The following is a 21,564-nucleotide window of genomic DNA, read 5'->3' as shown; positions in this document are numbered from 1 at the left end:
GTTAGCTGACGATTCATCGATCCCTGACCTCCCTCACCAGTATTTTCCTGGTTTATAGATTGCCGGTTAGCGACGATGCCCGTGCGCCGGCAATACCATATTTCCCGAACTCTTTCGGACTCCGCTTGCTTGCGCGTTTTTCATTCCTTTCATTAAGGAAAACTTGTGTCTTTTGAATCTCTGAATCTGAACCCTTCCATCCTCAAAGCATTGCAGGAGGCGGGATACACCCAACCCACGCCGATCCAGCAGCAGGCAATTCCCGCTGCGATCGAAGGCCGCGACCTGATGGCGTCCGCCCAGACCGGCACCGGCAAGACCGCCGCTTTCATGCTGCCTTCGCTGCACCGCATCGCCACCCCGTCCGATAGCCGCAGCCGCGGTCCGCGCGTGCTGGTACTGACCCCGACGCGCGAACTCGCCGCGCAGGTCAACGACGCCGCGCGCAAATACGGCAAATTCATGCGCGCCCGCACCGTCAGCATCGTCGGCGGCATGCCCTACCCGGTGCAGAACAAGCTTTTGAGCCAGCCGGTGGATATCCTGGTCGCCACTCCCGGCCGCCTGATCGATCACATGGAGCGCGGCCGCATCGATTTCTCGCGCCTGGAAGTACTGGTGCTGGACGAAGCCGATCGTATGCTGGATATGGGCTTCATCGAGGATGTCGAGCGCATTGCCGCCGCCACGCCGGCCAGCCGCCAGACCCTGCTGTTCTCGGCCACGCTGGACGGCAGCATCGCCGGCCTGGCGCAAAAGCTGCTGCGCAACCCGCAACGCATCGAAGTAGCCACCGCACATACCCGCCACGCGCAGATCGAACAGAAGCTGCACTTCGTCGACAACCTGTCGCACAAGCATAAACTGCTGCAGCACATCCTCACCGACGTCGACCTGCGCCAGGCCATCGTGTTCACCGCCACCAAGCGCGATGCCGATGCGCTGGCGGAAGACCTGTACGCGCAGGGTCACAAGGCTGCCGCGCTGCACGGCGACATGAACCAGGGCGCGCGCAACCGCACCATCACCAAGCTGCGCCACGGCGACCTGCGCGTGCTGGTAGCCACCGACGTCGCCGCCCGCGGCATTGACGTCAACGGCATCACGCACGTGATCAACTTCGACCTGCCCAAGGTGGCCGAAGACTACGTGCACCGCATCGGCCGCACCGGCCGCGCCGGCAACACCGGCATCGCGGTATCGTTCGCCTCGATGGCCGACCGTCGCCACCTGTACAGCATCGAGCGCCTGACCGGCCAGCGCCTGGAAGCGGAAGTCATCCCCGGCCTGGAGCCGCAAATGCGGGCACCGTCGGCCAAGCCTGCCGGCGCGCACAAAAAACCGTTCAACGGCAAGCCGCGCAGCAGCAACGGCGCACCGCGCAGCGGTTTCGGCAACGGCAACAAGAGCGCAGGCAACGGCGGCAAGCATTGGCATGACGCCAAGCCGGCTGCCAAGCGCCGCGGGAATTTTGCCTAATTCCGGGACAGCATTTGAACCACGGGGACACGGAAGCTCATATTTGAAATTCCCGTGTTCCCTATGGTAAAAAAGCATTTTCAGGATCACTGACGCCACATATGGAAGATTCCTCAGCAACGAAAATCATGTTTTCATCCCTCAACCTCGCCCCCCAGATTCTGCGGGCCATCGAAGAAGAGGGCTACACCGAACCGACGCCGATCCAGGCGCAGGCCATTCCCCACGTTCTGGCCGGCCGCGACCTGATGGCGATGGCGCAGACCGGTACCGGCAAGACGGCAGCATTCACGCTGCCGCTGCTGCAACTCCTGCTGCCACAAGCCAGCACCAGCGCCTCGCCGGCCAAACACCCGATCCGCGCGCTGATTCTGGCGCCAACGCGGGAACTGGCGATCCAGGTCGAGGAAAGCGTAGAAACCTATAGCAAACATGTGCCGCTGCGCTCTACTGTCGTATTCGGCGGTATCGACATCAAGACGCAGAAGCCCGCGCTGATGAAAGGCGTGGAAATTCTGGTGGCAACACCGGGACGGCTGCTGGACCACGTCGAAAGCAGAAATCTTCAGCTTAATCAGGTGCAGGTGTTGATTCTGGACGAAGCTGACCGCATGCTGGATATGGGCTTCATGCCCGACCTGAAGCGCATCCTCGCCCTGCTGCCGAAACAGCGCCAGACGCTGCTGTTCTCGGCCACGTTCTCCGACGACATCAAGAAACTGGCGCACGACTTTCTCATCAACCCGGTCACGGTTGAAGCCGAGCGCCGCAACACCGCGGCAGAAAATGTCAAGCAATCGGTTTATCTGGTCGATCAGGCCAACAAATTCAGCGTGCTGGCCGACCTGATTCGCTCACGCGGCGTCAAGCAGGTACTGGTGTTCACCCGCACCAAACTGACCGCGGCGCGGCTGGCGCGCATGCTGGAAAAAGATGGCATTGCTGCCGACGCCATCCACGGCGACAAGAGCCAGCAGGAACGCATCAAGGCGCTGGATGCCTTCAAGGAAGGCAAGATTACCGCGCTGGTAGCCACCGATGTCGCCGCGCGCGGGCTGGATATCGACCAGTTGCCGCTGGTGGTGAACTATGAACTGCCACCCAACGCCGAGGATTACGTCCACCGCATCGGCCGCACCGGCCGTGCCGGGGCTTCCGGCGAAGCGATTTCGCTGATAGATGGCGAAGAGGAAAGACTGCTGAAGGATATCGAGAAACTGCTCAAGCGCGAATTCCCGCGCGAGCGGGCCACGGTTGCGGCGGCCGCCCCGCGCGCGCATCGCCCCGCAGCATCAGGCAGAAAAACCGCCCCGGTGGACGACTGGTTCCATAAGCCTTACGAGCCCTCCGCAACCGCGGTGCTTGCCGGAGACCGCCCCGTTTTCCGTCCCAATAAGCCCAAGAAACAAATCGCCGCGCTGCTTGGCGGGCTGATCGTCAAGCACTGAGAGAGTCCGCGTCGGACGGGTTCGGCGCTAGCCTTTCTTCCAGGTCACGGCGGTATGGCCATTGATCGGCGGGTCATAGCATTCGGTGGATTGTATCTTGTTGAACCAGGCCAGAAACTCCCGAATATTCTTGCGATCCGCGGCGGGGTCATCCGGCGTGCGAAACTCGACCACATTCATATAGGCCGTCATCTGACCCGGCGGCAGCACCAGCACGGCGTCGATCTCGTCGGGGCTTACCCCGGCCGGCATGGCTTGCGGTGCTCTCAACGCCGCCACATGTGCCATCGGGGCGGCATGTGCCGGAGCCCGCTCAGCCGCCTGCCAGCCCATCAGCGATAACAGCAGCGCGCAGCCACGCCGCCGACAGACATCCAGCCGGCATTCTGCACCGCGGATTTTTTGCCAGATTTTTCAATCACCACCTGGGCCACTTTTGCGGCCTCGCGCAAGGCGCCGGTATGCGGATTGCGCAGCTCTTCGGCAATCGCTCCCTGCAGCAAAATCGCCAACTGATGCGCCAAACCGGTGGGGTTGGCGATATTTGCCGCCGCCAATCCCGTCAGAAACTCTTTCAGTTCCAGGGCCGCATACAGGCAATGCACATCTCCCGGAAACTCCTGCATCAGCTTTTCGCGGAGTTCTGGCGATTGAACCAAGCTCTCGACAATGGCGAAAACAGCCACCAACCTTTCGGCCGGGGATTTTCCGCATTTCTCGACCAGGCGGAAGAACCACCGGATTTCAAGCGTATCCATGCCACTCCCTCGGAAGATGCGCGGCAACCGAGGCTGTCTGCACCGCCAGTTTGCAAAAATCCTTAACTCTGGCATCAATCTCTCATGTGCAACTATTTCACTCTCTGCAATCTATAGCATTCCAATACGCCGCCACATCGGGTTTACGCCTGGTTCAAGCCCAATGTGGCCAGTGTCCTCTTGCGTACAGCCTGGAGCAACTCCGCGTCTTCGACCAAGGATTCGCCATAGGATGGCACCATTTCTTTCAGCTTGGCTTGCCAGTCTCCGTGATGCATCCGGTTTTTGAAGCAGCGCTCGATCACGTTGATCATGGCTTGCACGGAGACGGATGCGCCGGGGGATGCACCTAGCAGCGCGGCCAAGGAGCCATCCTCGGAGGCGACTATTTCGGTGCCGAATTCGAGTTTCCCGCCTTTTTGACCGCACTTTTTGATGATCTGGACGCGCTGCCCTGCGGTGGCGAGTGTCCAGTCATCCATGTTGGCTTCCGGGTAGAAGTTGCTGAGGACATCAACCCGTTCCTTGTGCGACTGGAACACTTCGCCGATCAGGTAGCGCGTCAAGTCGATATTATGCAAACCGGCGCCCAGCATGGACTTGAGGTTGTTAGGCTTGACCGAGGCCAGCAGGTCGAGAGGCGAACCCTGTTTGGAAAACCTGGTAGTGAAGCCCGCATAAGGCCCGAACAGGAGCGCGGGTTCACCGCCGATGATGCGTGTATCCAGATGCGGAACCGACATGGGCGGTGCACCCACGGGTGCTTTTCCGTACACCTTGGCACGATGCTGCCTCACGATATCCGGGTTTTTACAGACCAGCCATTGACCGCTGACCGGAAAGCCGCCGTAGCCCTTGCTTTCGGGGATGCCCGACTTTTGCAGCAGGGGCAGCGCGCCGCCGCCGGCGCCGAGAAAAACAAAGCCGGCGTTTATCGTTTTAAGTTTTCCGGTCTGTCTATCCTCGATACGGACATTCCACTGCCCGTCCGCTTGCTGTTTCAGCGCCTTCACGGCATGCCCCAGCATCAGTGTGAAGTTGGGATGCTGCTCAAGCGACTTCACCATGCTCCGCGTCAAGGTGCCGAAATCGACATCCGAGCCGTAGCTTACCCGCGTGGCGGCCACCGCCTGGCTTGCATCCCGTTGGCGCATCACCAGCGGCATCCATGTACCGAGAACCCTGAGATCCTCGCTGTATTCCATGTCCTTGAACAGATGATGCCGGTTCAAGCGTTCAAACCGCTGGCGCAAAAAGGCGACGTCGGCCTCGCCCCAGACAAAGCTTTGGTGGGGTGTAGGGTTGATAAACGTGCGTGGGGCAGGCAGCGCGTTCTGTTCGACCAGCCAGGACCAAAGCTGAAGCGAGACTTCAAAGGCGGCATTGATGGATAATGCCCGGCCGATTTCGATGCTGCCATCCGCGCTCTGCGGGGTGTAGTTCAGTTCGCAATAGCCCGCGTGACCGGTGCCCGCGTTGTTCCAGCCGTCCGTGCTCTCCTGCGCCACCTCATCCAGCCGCTCTACCATGACGATCCTGAATGCGGGATCCAATTGTCTGAGCAACATGCCGAGGGTGGCGCTCATGACGCCGGCCCCGACCAGCAACACATCGACGGTAGTTTCAGACATGACTATTTGAAGCCTTTACGAATGCATGCGGAATGATGAAGTAGATCGCTATTTTAACCTTCTGCCTCTTCCAGCGCTTGCAAAAACGCATCCCCGTACCGCGCCAGCTTGGCCTGGCCTACCCCGCTGATCTGTCCCATTTCGGCCAGGCTGCCGGGGCGGCGGTTGAGAATTTCCAGCAAGGTGCTGTCGTGAAAAATCACATATGGCGGCACGCCCTGCTCTTTTGCCAGTTCAAGGCGCCTGGCCTTGAGCGCTTGCCATAGCGGATCGTCTTGCGCGCCGGCGAAGGCTTCCTTGGCGCGAGAAGCGCGTTCGGCCTTGCTGGTTTTGCGGCGGGCGGGCTCGGCGTCGCGGCGCAGCCAGACTTCCCGCTCGCCTTTCAGCACCGGGCGGGCGGTTTCGGTAAGCTTGAGGCCGCCATAGGCCTGCATGTCGGATTCGAGCAGGCCGGCTGCGACCAGCTGGCGGAACACGCTGCTCCACTGCGCCTGATTGAGCGATTGGCCGATGCCGTAGGTGGAAAGGGCCTGGTGGCGGAATTGTTCGATTTTTGGCGTAGTCTTGCCCAGCAGCACGTCGATCAGGTGCACGACACCGAATCTTTGCCCGGTGCGGTAGACGCACGATAGCGCCATCTGCGCGGCCTGCGTGGCGTCCCAGGTGTCCACTGGCTCCAGGCAGTTGTCGCACTGCCCGCAATCGCCCGGATGCTCTTCGCCGAAGTAGCGCAGTATGGTCTGGTGGCGGCAGGCGGTGGATTCGCAGAAGCCCAGCAGCGCGTCCAGTTTTTGCCGCTCTACCCGTTTTCTTTCCTCCGGCGCCTCGCCGGAATCCAGCATCTGGCGCATGCTGACCACGTCGCCCAGGCCGTAGGCCATCCAGGCGTCGGCGGGCAGGCCGTCGCGGCCGGCGCGGCCGGTTTCTTGGTAGTAGCCCTCCATGCTCTTGGGCAGGTCGAGGTGGGCGACGAAGCGCACGTTGGGCTTGTCTATGCCCATGCCGAACGCGACCGTCGCCACCATGATGACGCCTTCTTCACGCAAAAAACGACGCTGGTTGGCGTTGCGCGTCGCGGTGTCCAGGCCGGCGTGGTAAGGCAGCGCATCCCAGCCGCGCGCTTTCAGCCATTCCGCGGTTTCCTCCACGCGCTTACGCGACAGGCAATAGACAATGCCCGCGTCGTCGGGATGCTCGGCCTCGAGGAATGCCTCCAGTTGGCTACGGGCGTTGGCTTTTTGCGTGACGCGGTAGCGGATATTGGGGCGGTCGAAGCTGGAAACGAACTGCCGGGCATCTTCCAGCGCCAGCCGTTCGACGATTTCGGCCCGCGTCGGCGCATCGGCAGTGGCCGTCAGTGCGATGCGCGGCACATCGGGAAAACGCTCGTGCAGCACTGTCAGCGCACGGTATTCCGGCCGGAAATCATGCCCCCATTGCGAGACGCAATGCGCCTCGTCGATCGCGAACAGGGCGAGCCCCGGCCCGTCCTGCACCTGCTCCAGCAGCGCCAGGAAGTTGGGCATCAAGAGGCGTTCCGGCGCAACGTAAAGCATATCCAGTTCGCCGCGATGAAGCTGGCCGGTAATCGCACGCGCGGCCTCGGCGTCCAGGCTGGAGTTGAGGAAGGCCGCCCGCACCCCGAGTTGCTTCAACGCGTCGACCTGGTCCTGCATCAACGCGATCAGCGGCGACACCACGAGACCTATGCCGGAACGCAGCAATGCGGGAATCTGGTAGCACAGCGACTTGCCGCCGCCGGTAGGCATCAGCACCAGCGCATCGCCACCGGCCGCGACATGTTCGACGATGGATTGCTGCGCGCCGCGAAAGTCGGCATAGCCGAAAACGTCGTGGAGGATTTGCCGGGCGGAGGACGACATGTGAACCAGGAGATCATCGAAGAACCTCGCAGGATACCTCAGCCAGTCGAAAGTCGTTAGTCCCCAGGACTGATACCCGACTGCTGCGCGCCGAGCACGCGCAGCACTTCATCCGCAGTGCTCAGCCCATCATTGAGTTTGCTGCATGCGCCTTCGAGCAATGAGAGGGCGCCCATTTCTCTGACGACGCGAGTGATCTTGAGTTAGGGCGTGTTCACACTAATTACCGGCTATAAAAATCTCGCGTTCGCCTTTGCGAAGTGACACCTAACCCGCAAGCGGATAAACTCCGGACCGCGGAATTTCCTCATGCTTTCCAAACTCAACGACCCCCAACGCGAAGCCGTAAAATATCTCGACGGCCCCCTGCTCGTCCTCGCCGGCGCCGGCAGCGGCAAGACGCGGGTGATCACGCACAAGATCGTGCACCTGATCGAGCATTGCGGCTATGCGCCCCGGCATATCGCCGCGATCACCTTCACCAACAAGGCAGCGCGCGAAATGCAGGAGCGCGTCGGGCACTTGCTGCAGGACAAGCCTTGCAAGGGCCTGACGGTGACCACCTTCCACTCGCTGGGCCTGCAAATGCTGCGCGCCGAGGCGCAACTCTTGGGCTACAAGCCGCAGTTTTCGATTCTGGATTCCTCCGACAGCTTCAAGACGCTGTCCGATATCCTCGCCACCACCGACAAACAATTATTACGCCGCACGCAGTGGCGAATTTCACAATGGAAGAATGCTTTCGTCACGCCGGAAGCCGCGGCCGTGACCGCGGAGGACGAACTCGACGTCGCTTCCGCCAAGGTTTATCAGCTGTACCAGCAGACACTGAAAGCCTACCAGGCGGTAGACTTCGACGATCTGATCCGTCTGCCGGTGGAATTGTTCCAGAACCATCCCGAGGCGCTGGAGAAATGGCAGCGCAAGCTGCAATACCTGCTGATCGACGAGTACCAGGACACCAACGCCTGCCAATACCGACTGGTCAAACTGCTGGCTGGCGTCGAGGGCAAGTTCACCGCGGTCGGCGACGACGACCAGGCCATCTATGCCTGGCGCGGCGCGGACGTGGAAAATCTGCGCCAGCTGACGCAGGACTTTCCCCGGCTGAAAGTCATCAAGCTGGAGCAGAATTACCGCTCGACCGTGCGCATCTTGAGGGCGGCCAACCAGGTCATCGCCAACAACCCCAAGCTGTTCGACAAGAGACTGTGGAGCGACCTTGGGCTGGGCGACCCGATCCAGATCACGCCGGCCAAGGACGAAGAGCACGAGGCCGAAGTCGTCGTCATGAAACTGCTGGCGCACAAGTTCGAATATCGCACGCGCTATGCCGACTATGCGATCCTCTACCGCGGCAATCACCAGGCGCGGCTGCTGGAGCAGCAGCTGCGCAACCAGAAAGTGCCGTACACCGTCAGCGGCGGCACCTCGTTTTTCGAGCGCGCCGAAATCAAGGACCTGATCGCCTACCTGCGGCTGATCGCCAATGAAGACGACGATCCGGCCTTCATCCGCGCCGCCACCACGCCCAAGAAAGGCATAGGCAACACTACGCTGGAACGCCTGGGCGAGCATGCCGCCAAACAGCATATCTCTCTGTTCGAGGCCACGTTCGAGCCGGGATTTCAGCATGCGCTCGGCGCCAAGCAGCTGGAAGACCTGCTGACCTTCTGCAACTTCATCAACCGCATGCAAGCCCGCGCGCAGAAGGACTCGGCCGGCGAACTGCTCACCGATCTCTTGACCGCGATCGGCTACGAAGCGTTTCTTTACGACAGCGAAGAACCGCGCGCCGCCGAGACCAAGTGGAAGAACGTCACGGATTTCACCAACTGGCTGTCGAAAAAAGGCGAGGAAGAGGAAAAAGACCTGCTGCAACTGATCCAGACCGTGGCCTTGATGAGCATGCTGGAAGGCCGCGAGGAAGCGGAGCCGGACGCGGTCAAGCTGTCCACGCTGCACGCCGCCAAGGGGCTGGAATTCGGCCATGTGTTCCTGATCGGCGTGGAGGAAGGCATTTTGCCCCATAGGGAATCGCTGGAGCCGCAAAAAGTGGAGGAGGAACGTCGCCTGATGTACGTCGGCATCACGCGCGCGCAGAAATCGCTGACCATCACCTATTGCAAAAAGCGCAAGCGCGCCGGCGACTGGGAAAACTGCGAGCCCAGCCGCTTCCTTGACGAACTGCCGCAAGACGACGTGCGCCATGCGGGCAAGACCGCCGAGGCCGATCCGGCAGACCGCAAGGCGCAGGCAGCCAATCGGATTGCACAGATGAAGGCGCTGCTGGGGAAATAAAGTTCCGTTCAGGCACTGGCTCTCGCCAGCGTCGAATAGAACTGGTAGTTGTTGCGTCCCCGGTCCTTGGCCCGGTACATCGCCACGTCGGCCAGCTTGACCAGTTCGTCGATATCGGTGGCGTTGTCCGGATACAGGCTGATGCCGATGCTGGGCGTGACATACAGCGTGTGCCCTTCGACCGGGCAGGGGCCGGTCAGGGCGGAGAGCATCTTTTGCGCCACCAGCTCCGCACCCTCCGCATCGGTGTCGGGCAGTATCGCCAGAAACTCGTCGCCGCCCTGGCGCGACACGGTATCCTGCTCGCGTACGCAGTCCAGCAGGCGTTTCGATACCACCTTCAACAAACCGTCCCCAACGCCGTGGCCCAACGTATCGTTGATCACCTTGAAACGGTCGAGGTCGAGGAATAGTACCGCGACTTTCTCGTTGGCGCGCTGCGCCTTGATGATCGCCTGCTCCAGCCGGTCGCGCAACAAAATACGATTCGGCAGGTCGGTCAAGGCATCGAAATAGGCCAGGTGCTGGATACGGGCCTCGGCCGTTTTGCGCTCGGAAATATCGGTGAACACGCCAATGTAATTCGAGACACGGCCGGATTCGTCCAATACGCGGCTGATGGTCAGCCATTCGGGATAAAACTCGCCGTTCTTGCGGCGGTTGCTGATTTCGCCGCGCCAGCTGCCGGAAGCCTCGACGCTTCTCCACATCGCCTGGTAGAACTGCTGCTCCTGCTGCCCCGAGCTCAGGATGCGCGGAGTCTGGCCCAGCGCCTCTTCCAGCGTGTATCCGGTAATTTCGGTAAACCCCGGATTTACCGAAATGATGTTGCGCTCGGCATCGGTGATGATGATGCCTTCCATGCTGTTCTCGAACACGCGCGAGGCCAGCACCAGTTGCGCCTCGGCATCGCGGCGGCGGCGTTCGTGGTCGAAGCTGTCCAACGCAAAGGAAACATCGTCGGACAGACCGCGCATCAGCGCCACCACGTCGAGGTCGAAGAAATTGATCTCGGTGGAGTAATATCCCAGCGCGCCGACACAGCTCCCATTGCGCCTGAGCGGGAATGCCGCCACCGAGCGGAACTGTTCGGCTTGCGCCGCAGCCTTCCAGGGAAATACGTTATCGGGGTTGAGGAAATCGTTATGGATTTGAGGTATGCCTTGGCGAATGGCAATTGCCATCGCGACCCGCCCTTCGGGTTTTTCGGCATCCACGGAGATCCTGGCATGGTCGCGCAGGTAAACGGATTGCGGGTCACTGGAGGCGATAACATGCACCCAGCCGCCGGCATCCACCATCCCCACCCACACCAGCTTGAACGGCACGCACTCCGCCATGATGCCGCAGATGCGCTCCAGCAGCACCTGCTCGTCGGCTTCGCGCACCAGCGCCTCGTTGCTTTGCGTCCAGGCGGCATACACCCGGTTCAAACGCTCCAGCTTGCGTTCGGATTCTGCCAGGCTGTCCAGCATGCCGTTGAAATTTCTTGCCAGCACGCCCAGTTCGTCCGCGCGGGCGTCATCGGCACGGACGTCGCGCCGTCCGGCCTGCACCAGCTTCATGGCCTGCATCAACTGCCGCAGGCCGCCGGCGAATCTCCTGGAAATGGAGACCGCAATCAGAATGACCATGGCGATGGCCAATCCGGCCATCCACGCCTCCTGCAGCGATACATCGCGCAGGTTCTCCTGGGACTCGTCGCGTCCCACTCCGATGCGCACCCATCCCACCAGCCTGGTATCGGCAAATACCGGCGCCGCCACTTCGATGATCTGGTCTTCCTGCGCCAGCACGTGGGGATAGGGGTCGGCCTGGTCGATGAGGCCGCGGCTTGCCTCGTCGTTGATGAAACGGCCCATATAGGCCTCGGCCGTCGAAGCCACGATAAGCCCGTCCGGCGACATCACCATCGCATAGCGCACACTGGGCCGCCGGGAAACATTCTTCATTTCCTCCTGCAGTTTCGCGATGTCGCCGGCCGCCATCCAGGCGGCGCAGCCCACTGAAATCGTATGGGCGATATCCCTGGCGTGCTCGATACTCTGCCGCATCAGGAACTCGCGCTCCTGCCGGATCAGGCTGCAGCCGAAAATGAGCATGAGCAATGCGACGGGAAGGGCAAAAGCCAGCGTCAGCTGGCGATAAATGGATCCCAGCCAGAAGCGGCGGAACAATGTGCGCAGGCGATCGAACATCCTCATCGCCCGTCACATTGAGAAAAACTGCCGACGAAAATCGGGACTTCTCCAATTCATGCTTCGATGTCCCCTCTTCAAGATGCGGGAGTTCCTGTCAGGTTACTCGGCTTTATGCAATATGCATAGAGGAGTCGGTAAAATCAAATCGGCTAAGAAAGCCATAGGCGCGGTAAAATACGCCATGCCCTTAATTACCCTTGACCAGGCCGGCCTTGCCTATGGCCTGACGCCGCTTCTCGACCATGTCCAGTTCCAGCTCGATGCCGGCGAGCGCGTCGGCCTGATCGGCCGCAACGGCGCCGGCAAATCCAGCATGCTCAAGGCCATCGCCGGCACCATCAAACTGGATGACGGCATCGCCTGGCGCGCGCCGGGAATCCGCCTGGCCTATGTCCCGCAGGAACCGCCGCTGGAAGATACGCATACCGTGCTGGAAGCCGTCGCCGAAGGTCTGGGCGGGTTGCGCCGGCTGTTGCTGGACTACCACGCGGTGTCGGTGGAGCTGTCGCACGCCGATGCGGATACCGATGCCCTGCTCGCGCGCATGCAGCATCTGCAGCACGACCTGGAAGCACAGAACGGCTGGCAGGCGCAGTCACGCATCGATACCGTCATCAGCAAACTGGGGCTGCCCGCCGATGCCGCCATTGCCAGCCTGTCCGGCGGCTGGAAAAAGCGCGTGGCGCTGGCACAAGCGCTGGTGGCCGAGCCCGACGTACTGCTGCTGGACGAGCCCACCAACCACCTGGACATGGAAGCCATCGAATGGCTGGAGGAACTGCTGCTGGGCTTCAGCGGCGCGGTGCTGTTCATCACTCACGACCGGCGCTTTCTCGACCGGCTGGCGACGCGCATCGTCGAACTGGACCGCGGCATCCTCACCGACTTTCCCGGCTCCTACGCGTCGTATCAAAGCAAAAAGCAGGAACTGCTCGCCGTCGAAGAGCAGCACGCGGCGAAATTCGACAAGTTCATGGCGCAGGAAGAAGTGTGGATACGCCAGGGCATCAAGGCGCGCCGCACCCGCAACGAAGGCCGCGTGCGGCGGCTGGAAGCGCTGCGCCGCGAGCGCGCCGCGCGCCGCGAACGCATCGGCCAGGTGGCGCTGAACCTGGATGTCGGCGAACGCTCGGGCAAGCTGGTGGCGGAGCTCGCCCACGTCGCCAAGGCCTTCGACGGCAGGCCGATCATCCGCGACTTCTCCACCCGCATCCTGCGCGGCGACCGCATCGGCCTCTTGGGCCCTAACGGCGCCGGCAAGTCCACGCTGCTCAAGCTGATACTGGGCGAACTGCGAGCGGATTCCGGCGAGGTTCAGCTTGGCACCAAACTGAGCGTGGCCTATTTCGACCAGATGCGCGAACAATTGAACGAGGAAGCCACGCTGGCCGACACCATCAGCCCCGGCGCGGATTATGTGCAGATCGGCAATGAGCGCAAGCATGTCATCAGCTATCTGGAAGACTTCCTGTTCCCGGCCCAGCGCGCCCGTGCGCCGGTGAAATCGCTGTCCGGCGGCGAGCGCAACCGTTTGCTGCTCGCCCGCCTGTTCAGCCAGCCCTCCAACGTACTGGTGCTGGACGAGCCCACCAACGACCTCGACATCGACACGCTGGAACTGCTGGAGGAGTTATTGCAAGCGTTCGACGGCACGCTGTTTCTGGTGAGCCATGACCGCGCTTTCCTGGAAAACACCGTGACCCAGGTGATCGCGTTCGAAGGCGACGGCAGGCTTACCGAATTCGGCGGCGGCTATGACGACTGGCGGCGATTCCAGGCGGCGCGTGCGGATGAGGCGGCGCTCCTGAAAGCGAAGCCGGCGACCGCGTCCAAGCCGGCCGCGCCCAAGCCCGAAAAGAGCCGCCTCGGCTTCAAGGAAGCGCGCGAACTGGAAGCACTGCCGGAACTGATCGAAAAACTGGAAGCCGAACAAAAGGCAATCGGCGAACGGCTGACCGACGCCGCGCTCTACCGCGACCAGCCGCAGGAAGTGAAACGGCTGCAGGAAAGGCTGGCGCGCATCGAAGCGGAAACGGAAGCGGCGATGCTGCGCTGGGAAGAGCTGGAAAGCAGGCTGTAATACTACTGCCCCGCACCCATGCCACCGTGGCGTATCCGGGAAAGACCGGTTCCGGCCTTGTCCCAGAGGATGCTGAACAGCGATTGAGCCTCGAAACACAACGCATCCAGCGCAATCCGGGCTTCGCTGTCAGGTGCGGCCAGCTGCCATTCCTGCGTATCGCTGTAAAGGCGCACCGGCTCGGTATTGTTGGGCGGATGGCCCCAGGCTTCCGATATCCAGTAACGGCGGTCGCCGCAATTGGCCATGCGCAACGAACTCTGGCCAATCAGTTGTTTGCCGTCCCGTTCGCGCGGCGTCTTGTACTCGAAGCGTATCCAGCCCGTAACGACGGTATCGTGGTCGACCACCAGCGAAGACTCATCGACATAGACTTTCACGCCTTTGTCCGGAAAACCTCCCACCTCGTACCAATCGGCCGCATGGCAAGCCGGCGACAGGAATAACTGGGCGACGGCGATGCCTATACTGGTGAAATGACGGGTGAACATTGACTCAAAACTTTCGAACGTTGCGATGGGTTTTCAGCGCCTCGGCCGGCACGCCTGGCCCGGTTGGCGTTTCGCGACCTTCCAGCGCCAGGGAAATCAGCGAATTGGTTTCGCGGATACGGCTCGCCATGAGATTGGCTAGGTTGAAATAAATCTTGGCCGCGGTTTCAGGAATTTTCAGCAGGCTGGGGCGTTCGAATTTCAGCAGCAGGCCGGAACTGTCGGCAATGACGGAAGCGGCGCGCGGCCTGCCGTCCAGAAAGGACATTTCGCCGAAAGTATCGCCCGGATGCAGTTTGGCGATGATTTTCTCCTTGCCCGATGGCAGCATCTTGACGACCGAGAACTCTCCCGACAGCACGATATAGAACTCGCGTCCGCCGTCGCCCTCGCGCACGACGCGGTTACCGACAGCGACGTCATGCCGCACCGCACAGGTCATTAAATCCCTGCCATCCTGCGGTGAAAAGCCGGCAAAGGCTTTTACCCCGCACAACAGGCGCAGAATAAGGGCTTCGTTATTGACCATCAGGCGCTAGTATTAATGCTATGGCCGAAATGGGAGGGCAAATTTGGCGCCTGCGACAACGCACTGATCAATGTCGCCGCACCGGCAAGACTGGAAATATCCATCATCATCCTTATTACAGCAGACCTTTTATCTGTTCATTATCACCGATTCATCCGCATTAATAAACGCCCGCGTTGTCCGCATGCCGAGAACTCAGCCTCGACACCCCAGTCCAATGCTCTGCCTAATCGGGAGTATCCTATGCCTACTCCCTCTTCCAACAAGCGAAGGATCGGCATGAGTTTTAATTCTGCTATCAAAGGTATTTTGCTGGATCTGGACGGCGTACTTTATGTCGGCTCGCAGGCCATCGAAGGCGCCGCCACCGCCGTCGAGCGCATCCGCAAGAGCGGCCTGCCCTGCCGCTTCGTCACCAACACCAGCACCCTGTCGCTGGCCTCGCTGCAGAAGAAAATCAACGCTTTCGGCTTTGCCATCCGCAAGGAAGAAATCATCAGCGCGCCGCAAGCGGCACTGCTTTATTTGCGCCGCCAGGCTGATCCGGTCTGCCGCTTGCTGTTAGCCGATGACGTGAGGCGGGATTTCAGCGAACTGCGCCAGTCGGATACCTGCGCCGACCATATCGTCATCGGCGATATCGGCGATGCCTGGAACTACCGGTTGCTGAACGAGGTTTTCAACCGCCTGCTCGACGGCGCCAAACTGATCGCGATCCACAAAAGCCGCTTTTGGCAGACCGGGGACGGGCTGCAGATGGATATCGGCGGCTTCGTGCACGCGCTGGAATACGCCAGCGGTACCGAGGCGATCATCATCGGCAAGCCATCAATGGATTTCTTCCAGGCGGCCTTGGACGACATGCACCTTCAGCTTGACGAAGTGGCGATGGTCGGCGACGACATCGATTCCGATGTGGGCGGCGCGCAGCAGGCCGGGCTGAAAGGCATCCTGGTCAAAACCGGCAAATACCGCAGGGCTTACGCCGAAACCTCCGCCGTGAAACCAGACCTGGTGCTCGCCTCCATCAAGGACCTGCCCGATGCGTTACATCTTTAATTCTGGCGAACAGGATCAGGCGAACATCCCCCGGCTGCAACTGTCTGATAGTTATAACTCAGGGTTGGGAAATTTCCGCCAGCCTTAACTTGCAACGTACAGGAGATATGCCATGGACACGACAACGATTGAAAGGGCTCCGGCCCGGCTGGAGTTGAACGGCCCGGCGCCGGATTTCGAGGCGAGTACCACCATGGGACCGGTTCGCCTCTCCGAATGGGCCAAGGACAAATGGGTGATCCTGTTCTCGCATCCGGCGGATTTTACGCCGGTATGCACCACAGAATTCATCGAGTTCGCCAAACGCTTCGACGAATTCGAGCAAAAAGGCGTGGCGCTGCTGGGCTGCTCGGTGGACAGCATCTATAGCCACATCGCCTGGGCACGCAATATTGAGGACAAATTCGGCGTAAAGATCAAATTTCCGATTGTCGCCGACATCGACATGAAGGTTTCCCGGCTGTACGGGATGATCCACGAATCGAGCAGCAGCACCGCCACCGTACGCTGTGTGTTCTTCATCGACCCCAGGCGGGTGCTGCGCGCGATGATTTATTACCCGATGAACGTGGGCCGCAATTTCGACGAAATCGTGCGCGTGATCGACGCGCTGCAAATGGCGGATGCGAACAAGGTGGCCTGCCCAGCCAACTGGACGCGCGGCAAGGATGTGATCGTCCCGGCACCGACGACGATGGAGGAGGCCGAACTGCGGGCAGCCAACACCGAGTACGAGATTTGCGACTGGTATTTCGCCAGGAAAAAAGCGGCTTGAGGTTTCTCGCTACCCTGCCCGGATGGGCAGGGTAGCGAAGTAAACATCTATTCCAGGCTGATCACGCCATCGAAGCTGACGTTGAGATTGGTTTCGCTTATTGTTAACGTCATTTTCGCCGGCAGCTTCTCATTGCCCTTCAGCACGCCGCTGGCCATTGCATGCGATACGGCTTGCTCGATTTCATGCTGGGAACGCACCCCTACCATCTTGAGGAAGGTGCGTATGCTCATGTTGAAATTGTCTTCGTTCATGTCAGCTTCCTTTCCCCGCACGGCAACATCCCACCGCGCGGCTGGCTAGTCACGGACATGCTGACGATTGCAACTTCAACTCATCAGCACGCCGAATTGCAGATTCTGCACGCTGCCCCATACCACCAGCGTCGATACCATGAGGAATCCCCACGCCACCACGCCGGCGATCAGCACGGCGCCGAACATCAGCATCGCGTGGCCTTCCTCCTTCAGCCCGAACACCGCCGGAATGCCGTAGTAGATGAACCCGGCCGCAGCCATCATCGCCATAGAAATTACCGCCAAGTTGAGCAGCACGCTGGGCACCAGCAGAAAGACCGGTGCCAGCCACAGCGGCGTGGGCGCCACGGCGGCCAGGACGAAAGCGTCGTGGTACGAAGGATGAACTTCGGCAACTTCGCCCAATTGCCGGACAATCACCGCCATCGCCGGCACCACGATCAGTTCGACGATAAAAAAGATGACGGCAATCAGTATCAGCTTAGACGACGACATAGCCGGAAAAAACTCCCCGCTATATTTGCTGGCTGCCAGATACCCCATCAATGGCGGAATCAGTGCGAAAGGCATCACATGCAGCATGTAAAGCCGGTGGATCGACGGCTTGCTTTGAACCAGGTTGCTCCACCCTTTGGCAGGGGAAGCGAACAGCAAGAAAATATTGCGCGGACTCATGGCGACCATCCTCTCTACAAGGGTTAATCCTGCACCAATAGTTTACTATTTCAGTATGGTTTGTCCAGCATTTTATCCATCCATCAGGCGCTGAGAAATTCCAAATAAATATATTTAAATACAAACACCTACAAGTATCGCGCCAAACGTCTCGCGATGTCGTCGATTTCAATAATTATGCTTGCCATCCGACCTATTATCAGACTAATATAATCAACAATAGGATTGCGGCAGCGTCTCTGCCGCAGAAAGTGAGGCATTCGTGGTCGATGTCAGCGGTTCGGCATCATCGGTGCGTTACTCCATTACCGGCAGGCCTAATTGCTCCCTGTCTCCGGCCGGTTCTCTTTGCATCTTTTTCCTGATTTCCCTGTTTACTTTAGGCATCGCTTTCGGGTTTTTCCTGATAGGCGCGTGGCTGGTTTTACCTTTTACCGGCGCCGAATTGCTGGTGCTGTATTTTTGCCTGCACCTGGTCTGGCGCCATGCCGACGATTACGAGCGGCTGACGATAGACCATGACAAAGTCCTGGTGGAGAAACACGCGCCGGGGTCCGACATCTGCGTCGAGCTTAACGGTTATTGGGCACGCGTGACTCTGGACTGCATGCCGGACGGCTATTGCCGACGGCTGGCGTTGCGTTCGCATGGCAAGGAAATCGAATTTGGCCGTCACCTGAGCAGTGAGGAACGGCTCGACGTTGGGCGTCTGTTGAAGTCGCGATTAGGCGGTTTTCTAACATAGGGAGCCTGCAGCATGTCAAGAAAAACACTTTCCTTACTTTCCGCATTCCCGATAATTTTTTTTGCCTCTGCAACGCATGCGGAGTATCAGCTGAACCTGCAAACCCCGGCCACGCCGATTGCGCATGAGATCTACCAGCTGCACAACCTGATCCTGCTGGTCTGCCTGTTCATCTTCATCGTGGTGTTCGGAGTCATGTTCTATGCGCTGTACAAACACCGCAAAGCGGTGGGACATCAGGCCGTGCAGTTTCACGAGAACACGCGACTGGAAATCATCTGGACCATCATTCCGTTCTTCATCCTGATCGGCATGGCCTACCCCACCACCAAAACCATCTTCGCGATGAGAAATGCCGGCCATCCCGACATTAGCATCAAGGTCACCGGCCACCAGTGGATGTGGGAATACGAATACATAAGCGAGGGCGTGCGCTACCTCAGCAGTTCGTCCACCCCGCGCGACCAGATCGACAACAAGGCCGACAAGGGCGAGCATTATTTGCTCGAAGTCGACCACCCGATGGTGGTTCCGACAGGTAAAAAAGTACGGGTGCTGCTCACCTCCACCGACGTCATCCACTCGTGGTGGCTGCCGCAATTCGGCGTTAAGCAGGACGCCATTCCGGGATTCATCCACGAAGCCTGGTTCCAGGTGGAAAAACCCGGAACCTACCGCGGCCAGTGCGCCGAGCTGTGCGGCGTGGGCCATGGCTTCATGCCGATCGTGGTGGAAGCCATGGCGCCGGAAGAGTATTCGGCCTGGCTGGCCAGGCAGAAAGCCAGCACCGCCGAACAGGCCGCGGCTTCCAGCAGGACGTTCACGCTGGATGAACTGAAAGCCCAGGGCGAAAAAGCCTTCATGGCCAATTGCGCAGTCTGCCACCAGGCCACCGGCCAGGGCACTGCGGGCGTATTCCCGCCATTAATAGATGGGGCGCCCTTCTCCGCCGGCAAGAACATGACCGATCCACTCACCGAACGCGGCTTCTGGAAAGCTGACAAGATCGTGTTGGGGCCGAAAAACCGTCATCTCGACATCGTGATGCACGGCATTCCGGGAACGCCGATGCCGGGTTTTTCCGGTCAGCTGTCGGATGTCGATATCGCAGCCGTCATCAGTTACGAACGCAACAGCTGGGGCAACCATACCGGCGATGTAATCCAGCCGGCGGAGGTTTCGGCTTTGCGCAAACCCGCAGGATAAGGAGAATTGCAATGGCCACCAGCATTCCCGTGCACGATTCCCACGAATTGCACCCGAGCGGCTTTTTACGCTGGGTGACCACCACTAACCACAAGGACATCGGTACGCTGTACCTGTGGTTCAGCTTTGCGATGTTCCTGTTCGCAGGCGCCCTGGCAATGCTGATCCGCACCGAGCTGTTCCAGCCCGGGCTGCAATTCTTCCAGCCCATGTTCTTCAACCAGCTCACCACGATGCACGGGCTGATCATGATCTTCGGCGCAATCATGCCGGCCTTCGTCGGCTTCGCCAACTGGCTGATCCCGCTGATGATAGGCGCGCCGGACATGGCTTTTCCGCGGCTCAACAACTGGAGTTTCTGGCTGCTGCCGATGGCCGCCACGCTGCTGTTGACCTCGTTCTTCGTGCCCGGCGGCGCCGTAGCCGGCGGCTGGACGATGTATCCGCCGCTGTTCATCCAGGGCGGTGCCGCCTACGACATGACGATTTTCGCGATTCATATCATGGGCATCTCGTCCATCATCGGCTCGATCAACATCATTACCACGATATTCAATATGCGTGCGCCGGGAATGACGCTGATGAAAATGCCGATTTTCGTCTGGACCTGGCTGATCACCGCATTCCTGCTGATCGCGGTGATGCCGGTGCTGGCCTCGGTAGTCACCATGCTGCTCACCGACCGCCACTTCGGCACTTCGTTCTTCAGCGCAGCGGGCGGCGGCGACCCGGTGATGTTCCAGCACATCTTCTGGTTCTTCGGCCACCCCGAGGTCTACATCATGATCCTGCCGGCATTCGGCATCCTGTCGACGATCATCCCGACCTTTTCGCGCAAGCCGCTGTTCGGCTACCACTCGATGGTGTACGCCACCGCGTCGATCGCTTTCCTGTCGTTCATCGTGTGGGCGCACCACATGTTCACGGTCGGCATGCCGGTCTCCAGCCAGCTGTTCTTCATGTATTCCACGATGCTGATCGCGATCCCCACCGGCGTGAAAGTATTCAACTGGACTGCCACCATGTGGAAAGGCTCGATCACGTTCGAAACACCGATGCTGTTCGCCATCGCCGTGGTATGCCTGTTCACCATCGGCGGCTTCAGCGGCCTGGTATTGGCGATCGTGCCAGTGGATATCCAGCTGCAGGATACCTACTACGTGGTGGCGCATTTCCACTACGTGCTATTCTCGGGCGCGGCAATGAGCATCATGGGCGGGGCGTATTACTGGCTGCCCAAATGGACCGGCCACATGTATGACGAAAAGCTCGGCCAATGGCATTTCTGGCTGACCACGATCGCCTTCAACATGACCTTCTTCCCGATGCATTTCCTCGGCCTGGCCGGCATGCCGCGCCGGATTCCCGACTATGCGCTGCAGTTCGCCGACTTCAACAGAATCATCTCGATCAGTGGATTCGTACTCGGCGCAAGCCAGCTGCTGTTCCTCTACACCGTGATCAAATGCGTGCGCGGCGGCCAGCCGGCCGGCGCCAAGCCGTGGGAAGGCGCGGAGACGCTGGAATGGACCTTGCCCTCGCCACCGCCGTATCACTCCTTCGAAACCGCGCCGGCGATCAAATAAGGAGAAACCATCATGCAATCCACCGCCAGCCCTACCAAATATTATCTCCCGGCGCCTTCGCTGTGGCCGATCACCGGCTCGATCGCGCTGCTCACCCTGACGACAGGCTTTGTGCTGCTGCTGCAAAAAATCCATGCCGGCCCCTATGTCATGGCGGTCGGTGCGCTGATCCTGGTGGCCATGCTGTTCGGCTGGTTCGGCACCGTTATCCGCGAAAACGTCGCCGGATTGTTCAACGATCAGGTCGACCTCTCCTACCGCTGGGGTATGGGCTGGTTTATTTTCTCCGAGGTGATGTTCTTCGGCGCATTGTTCGGCGCATTGTTCTATGCCCGGTTTTACGCGGTACCTGAGCTGGGGCAAACCGCGCTGCTGTGGCCCGGCTTCAACGCGGCGTGGCCCAGCGCCGGGCCGGCAGCCCATGGCAGCTTCAAGCCGATGGAGGCCTGGGGCATACCCG

The 21,564-nt window shown here is 60.0% G+C and carries 19 protein-coding genes; 10 read left to right on the top strand and 9 right to left on the bottom strand.

Going from position 1 to position 21,564, the window contains the following annotated elements; genetic code table 11:
- Positions 1 to 165 precede the first annotated feature (165 nt).
- Both VGK14_RS07975 and VGK14_RS07970 read left to right on the top strand, forming a co-directional pair.
- Positions 166 to 1,479: a DEAD/DEAH box helicase gene (locus tag VGK14_RS07975; RefSeq protein ID WP_331508471.1), complete on the top strand. Its 1,314-nt coding sequence runs from the start codon at positions 166 to 168 to the stop codon at positions 1,477 to 1,479.
- 128 nt (positions 1,480 to 1,607) lie between these two features.
- Positions 1,608 to 2,927 carry a DEAD/DEAH box helicase gene (locus VGK14_RS07970; protein WP_331508470.1) on the top strand — a complete coding sequence of 440 codons (1,320 nt, stop codon included), beginning with the start codon at positions 1,608 to 1,610 and terminating at the stop codon, positions 2,925 to 2,927.
- 27 nt (positions 2,928 to 2,954) lie between these two features.
- Here the strand turns inward: VGK14_RS07970 and VGK14_RS07965 are convergent, their stop codons facing one another.
- The 4 genes from VGK14_RS07965 to recQ form a co-directional block, all read right to left on the bottom strand.
- Positions 2,955 to 3,260 carry a hypothetical protein gene (locus VGK14_RS07965; protein ID WP_331508469.1) on the bottom strand — a complete coding sequence of 102 codons (306 nt, stop codon included), beginning with the start codon at positions 3,258 to 3,260 and terminating at the stop codon, positions 2,955 to 2,957.
- Positions 3,260 to 3,685, bottom strand: coding sequence for a hypothetical protein (locus tag VGK14_RS07960; RefSeq protein WP_331508467.1), 426 nt, complete (start codon positions 3,683 to 3,685; stop codon positions 3,260 to 3,262). The genes VGK14_RS07965 and VGK14_RS07960 overlap by 1 nt, the downstream gene beginning before the upstream one ends.
- 143 nt (positions 3,686 to 3,828) lie before the next feature.
- Positions 3,829 to 5,316, bottom strand: coding sequence for a malate dehydrogenase (quinone) (gene mqo, locus VGK14_RS07955; protein WP_331508466.1), 1,488 nt, complete (start codon positions 5,314 to 5,316; stop codon positions 3,829 to 3,831).
- Between the two features lie 53 nt (positions 5,317 to 5,369).
- Positions 5,370 to 7,199 (bottom strand): DNA helicase RecQ, encoded by a 1,830-nt coding sequence (recQ, locus tag VGK14_RS07950; RefSeq protein WP_331508465.1) that lies wholly within the window; start codon positions 7,197 to 7,199, stop codon positions 5,370 to 5,372.
- 309 nt (positions 7,200 to 7,508) lie between these two features.
- Here recQ and VGK14_RS07945 point away from each other — a divergent pair, with 309 nt between their 5' ends.
- Positions 7,509 to 9,500, top strand: a complete 1,992-nt coding sequence (locus VGK14_RS07945; RefSeq protein ID WP_331508464.1) for a UvrD-helicase domain-containing protein — start codon at positions 7,509 to 7,511, stop codon at positions 9,498 to 9,500.
- An 8-nt stretch (positions 9,501 to 9,508) separates the two neighbouring features.
- Here VGK14_RS07945 and VGK14_RS07940 read toward each other — a convergent pair whose 3' ends face one another.
- A complete protein-coding gene (locus VGK14_RS07940; protein WP_331508462.1) occupies positions 9,509 to 11,698 on the bottom strand; it encodes a diguanylate cyclase domain-containing protein in 2,190 nt (729 codons plus the stop codon).
- A 184-nt stretch (positions 11,699 to 11,882) separates the two neighbouring features.
- On the opposite strand from VGK14_RS07940, the gene VGK14_RS07935 reads away from it, so the two are divergent.
- A complete protein-coding gene (locus VGK14_RS07935; protein WP_331508461.1) occupies positions 11,883 to 13,781 on the top strand; it encodes an ATP-binding cassette domain-containing protein in 1,899 nt (632 codons plus the stop codon).
- A 2-nt stretch (positions 13,782 to 13,783) separates the two neighbouring features.
- Here the strand turns inward: VGK14_RS07935 and VGK14_RS07930 are convergent, their stop codons facing one another.
- Both VGK14_RS07930 and VGK14_RS07925 read right to left on the bottom strand, forming a co-directional pair.
- Positions 13,784 to 14,272, bottom strand: a complete 489-nt coding sequence (locus VGK14_RS07930; protein WP_331508459.1) for a surface-adhesin E family protein — start codon at positions 14,270 to 14,272, stop codon at positions 13,784 to 13,786.
- A 4-nt stretch (positions 14,273 to 14,276) separates the two neighbouring features.
- Positions 14,277 to 14,801: a cyclic nucleotide-binding domain-containing protein gene (locus VGK14_RS07925; protein ID WP_331508458.1), complete on the bottom strand. Its 525-nt coding sequence runs from the start codon at positions 14,799 to 14,801 to the stop codon at positions 14,277 to 14,279.
- 279 nt (positions 14,802 to 15,080) lie between these two features.
- Here VGK14_RS07925 and VGK14_RS07920 point away from each other — a divergent pair, with 279 nt between their 5' ends.
- Positions 15,081 to 15,860 carry a TIGR01458 family HAD-type hydrolase gene (locus VGK14_RS07920; RefSeq protein WP_331508457.1) on the top strand — a complete coding sequence of 260 codons (780 nt, stop codon included), beginning with the start codon at positions 15,081 to 15,083 and terminating at the stop codon, positions 15,858 to 15,860.
- A 112-nt stretch (positions 15,861 to 15,972) separates the two neighbouring features.
- A complete protein-coding gene (locus VGK14_RS07915; protein ID WP_331508456.1) occupies positions 15,973 to 16,635 on the top strand; it encodes a peroxiredoxin in 663 nt (220 codons plus the stop codon).
- A gap of 47 nt (positions 16,636 to 16,682) precedes the next feature.
- On the opposite strand, the gene VGK14_RS07910 is transcribed toward VGK14_RS07915, so the two are convergent.
- A complete protein-coding gene (locus tag VGK14_RS07910) occupies positions 16,683 to 16,889 on the bottom strand; it encodes a DUF6494 family protein (RefSeq protein WP_331508455.1) in 207 nt (68 codons plus the stop codon).
- Positions 16,890 to 16,964: 75 nt separating this feature from the next.
- Positions 16,965 to 17,567, bottom strand: coding sequence for a Yip1 family protein (locus VGK14_RS07905; protein ID WP_331508454.1), 603 nt, complete (start codon positions 17,565 to 17,567; stop codon positions 16,965 to 16,967).
- Between the two features lie 262 nt (positions 17,568 to 17,829).
- On the opposite strand from VGK14_RS07905, the gene VGK14_RS07900 reads away from it, so the two are divergent.
- The 4 genes from VGK14_RS07900 to VGK14_RS07885 form a co-directional block, all read left to right on the top strand.
- Positions 17,830 to 18,312 (top strand): DUF2244 domain-containing protein, encoded by a 483-nt coding sequence (locus VGK14_RS07900; protein ID WP_331508453.1) that lies wholly within the window; start codon positions 17,830 to 17,832, stop codon positions 18,310 to 18,312.
- A gap of 12 nt (positions 18,313 to 18,324) precedes the next feature.
- The gene (gene coxB, locus VGK14_RS07895; RefSeq protein ID WP_331508451.1) at positions 18,325 to 19,518 is read left to right on the top strand and encodes a cytochrome c oxidase subunit II; all 1,194 of its coding nucleotides are present in this window, start codon (positions 18,325 to 18,327) and stop codon (positions 19,516 to 19,518) included.
- Between the two features lie 11 nt (positions 19,519 to 19,529).
- Complete coding sequence (gene ctaD / locus VGK14_RS07890; RefSeq protein WP_331508450.1) at positions 19,530 to 21,104, top strand: cytochrome c oxidase subunit I; 1,575 nt, start codon at positions 19,530 to 19,532, stop codon at positions 21,102 to 21,104.
- A gap of 12 nt (positions 21,105 to 21,116) precedes the next feature.
- The coding region (locus tag VGK14_RS07885; protein WP_331508449.1) for a cytochrome c oxidase subunit 3 at positions 21,117 to 21,564 on the top strand (448 nt) is incomplete at its 3' end.

The sequence above is a fragment of the Novimethylophilus sp. genome (genome assembly GCF_036504375.1).
Lineage (GTDB): Bacteria > Pseudomonadota > Gammaproteobacteria > Burkholderiales > Methylophilaceae > Novimethylophilus.
This window is presented reverse-complemented; position numbering and strand designations above follow the sequence as displayed.

Coding starts and splice junctions, on each gene's coding strand:
- VGK14_RS07920 (WP_331508457.1), top strand. CDS start 15,081: ATGAGTTTTAATTCTGCTATCAAAGGTATTTTGCTGGATCTGGACGGC.
- VGK14_RS07935 (WP_331508461.1), top strand. CDS start 11,883: ATGCCCTTAATTACCCTTGACCAGGCCGGCCTTGCCTATGGCCTGACG.
- VGK14_RS07905 (WP_331508454.1), bottom strand. CDS start 17,567: ATGAGTCCGCGCAATATTTTCTTGCTGTTCGCTTCCCCTGCCAAAGGG.
- VGK14_RS07960 (WP_331508467.1), bottom strand. CDS start 3,685: ATGGATACGCTTGAAATCCGGTGGTTCTTCCGCCTGGTCGAGAAATGC.
- recQ (WP_331508465.1), bottom strand. CDS start 7,199: ATGTCGTCCTCCGCCCGGCAAATCCTCCACGACGTTTTCGGCTATGCC.
- VGK14_RS07965 (WP_331508469.1), bottom strand. CDS start 3,260: ATGGGCTGGCAGGCGGCTGAGCGGGCTCCGGCACATGCCGCCCCGATG.
- VGK14_RS07915 (WP_331508456.1), top strand. CDS start 15,973: ATGGACACGACAACGATTGAAAGGGCTCCGGCCCGGCTGGAGTTGAAC.
- VGK14_RS07945 (WP_331508464.1), top strand. CDS start 7,509: ATGCTTTCCAAACTCAACGACCCCCAACGCGAAGCCGTAAAATATCTC.
- VGK14_RS07930 (WP_331508459.1), bottom strand. CDS start 14,272: ATGTTCACCCGTCATTTCACCAGTATAGGCATCGCCGTCGCCCAGTTA.
- VGK14_RS07940 (WP_331508462.1), bottom strand. CDS start 11,698: ATGTTCGATCGCCTGCGCACATTGTTCCGCCGCTTCTGGCTGGGATCC.
- mqo (WP_331508466.1), bottom strand. CDS start 5,316: ATGTCTGAAACTACCGTCGATGTGTTGCTGGTCGGGGCCGGCGTCATG.
- coxB (WP_331508451.1), top strand. CDS start 18,325: ATGTCAAGAAAAACACTTTCCTTACTTTCCGCATTCCCGATAATTTTT.
- VGK14_RS07970 (WP_331508470.1), top strand. CDS start 1,608: ATGTTTTCATCCCTCAACCTCGCCCCCCAGATTCTGCGGGCCATCGAA.
- VGK14_RS07925 (WP_331508458.1), bottom strand. CDS start 14,801: ATGGTCAATAACGAAGCCCTTATTCTGCGCCTGTTGTGCGGGGTAAAA.
- ctaD (WP_331508450.1), top strand. CDS start 19,530: ATGGCCACCAGCATTCCCGTGCACGATTCCCACGAATTGCACCCGAGC.
- VGK14_RS07910 (WP_331508455.1), bottom strand. CDS start 16,889: ATGAACGAAGACAATTTCAACATGAGCATACGCACCTTCCTCAAGATG.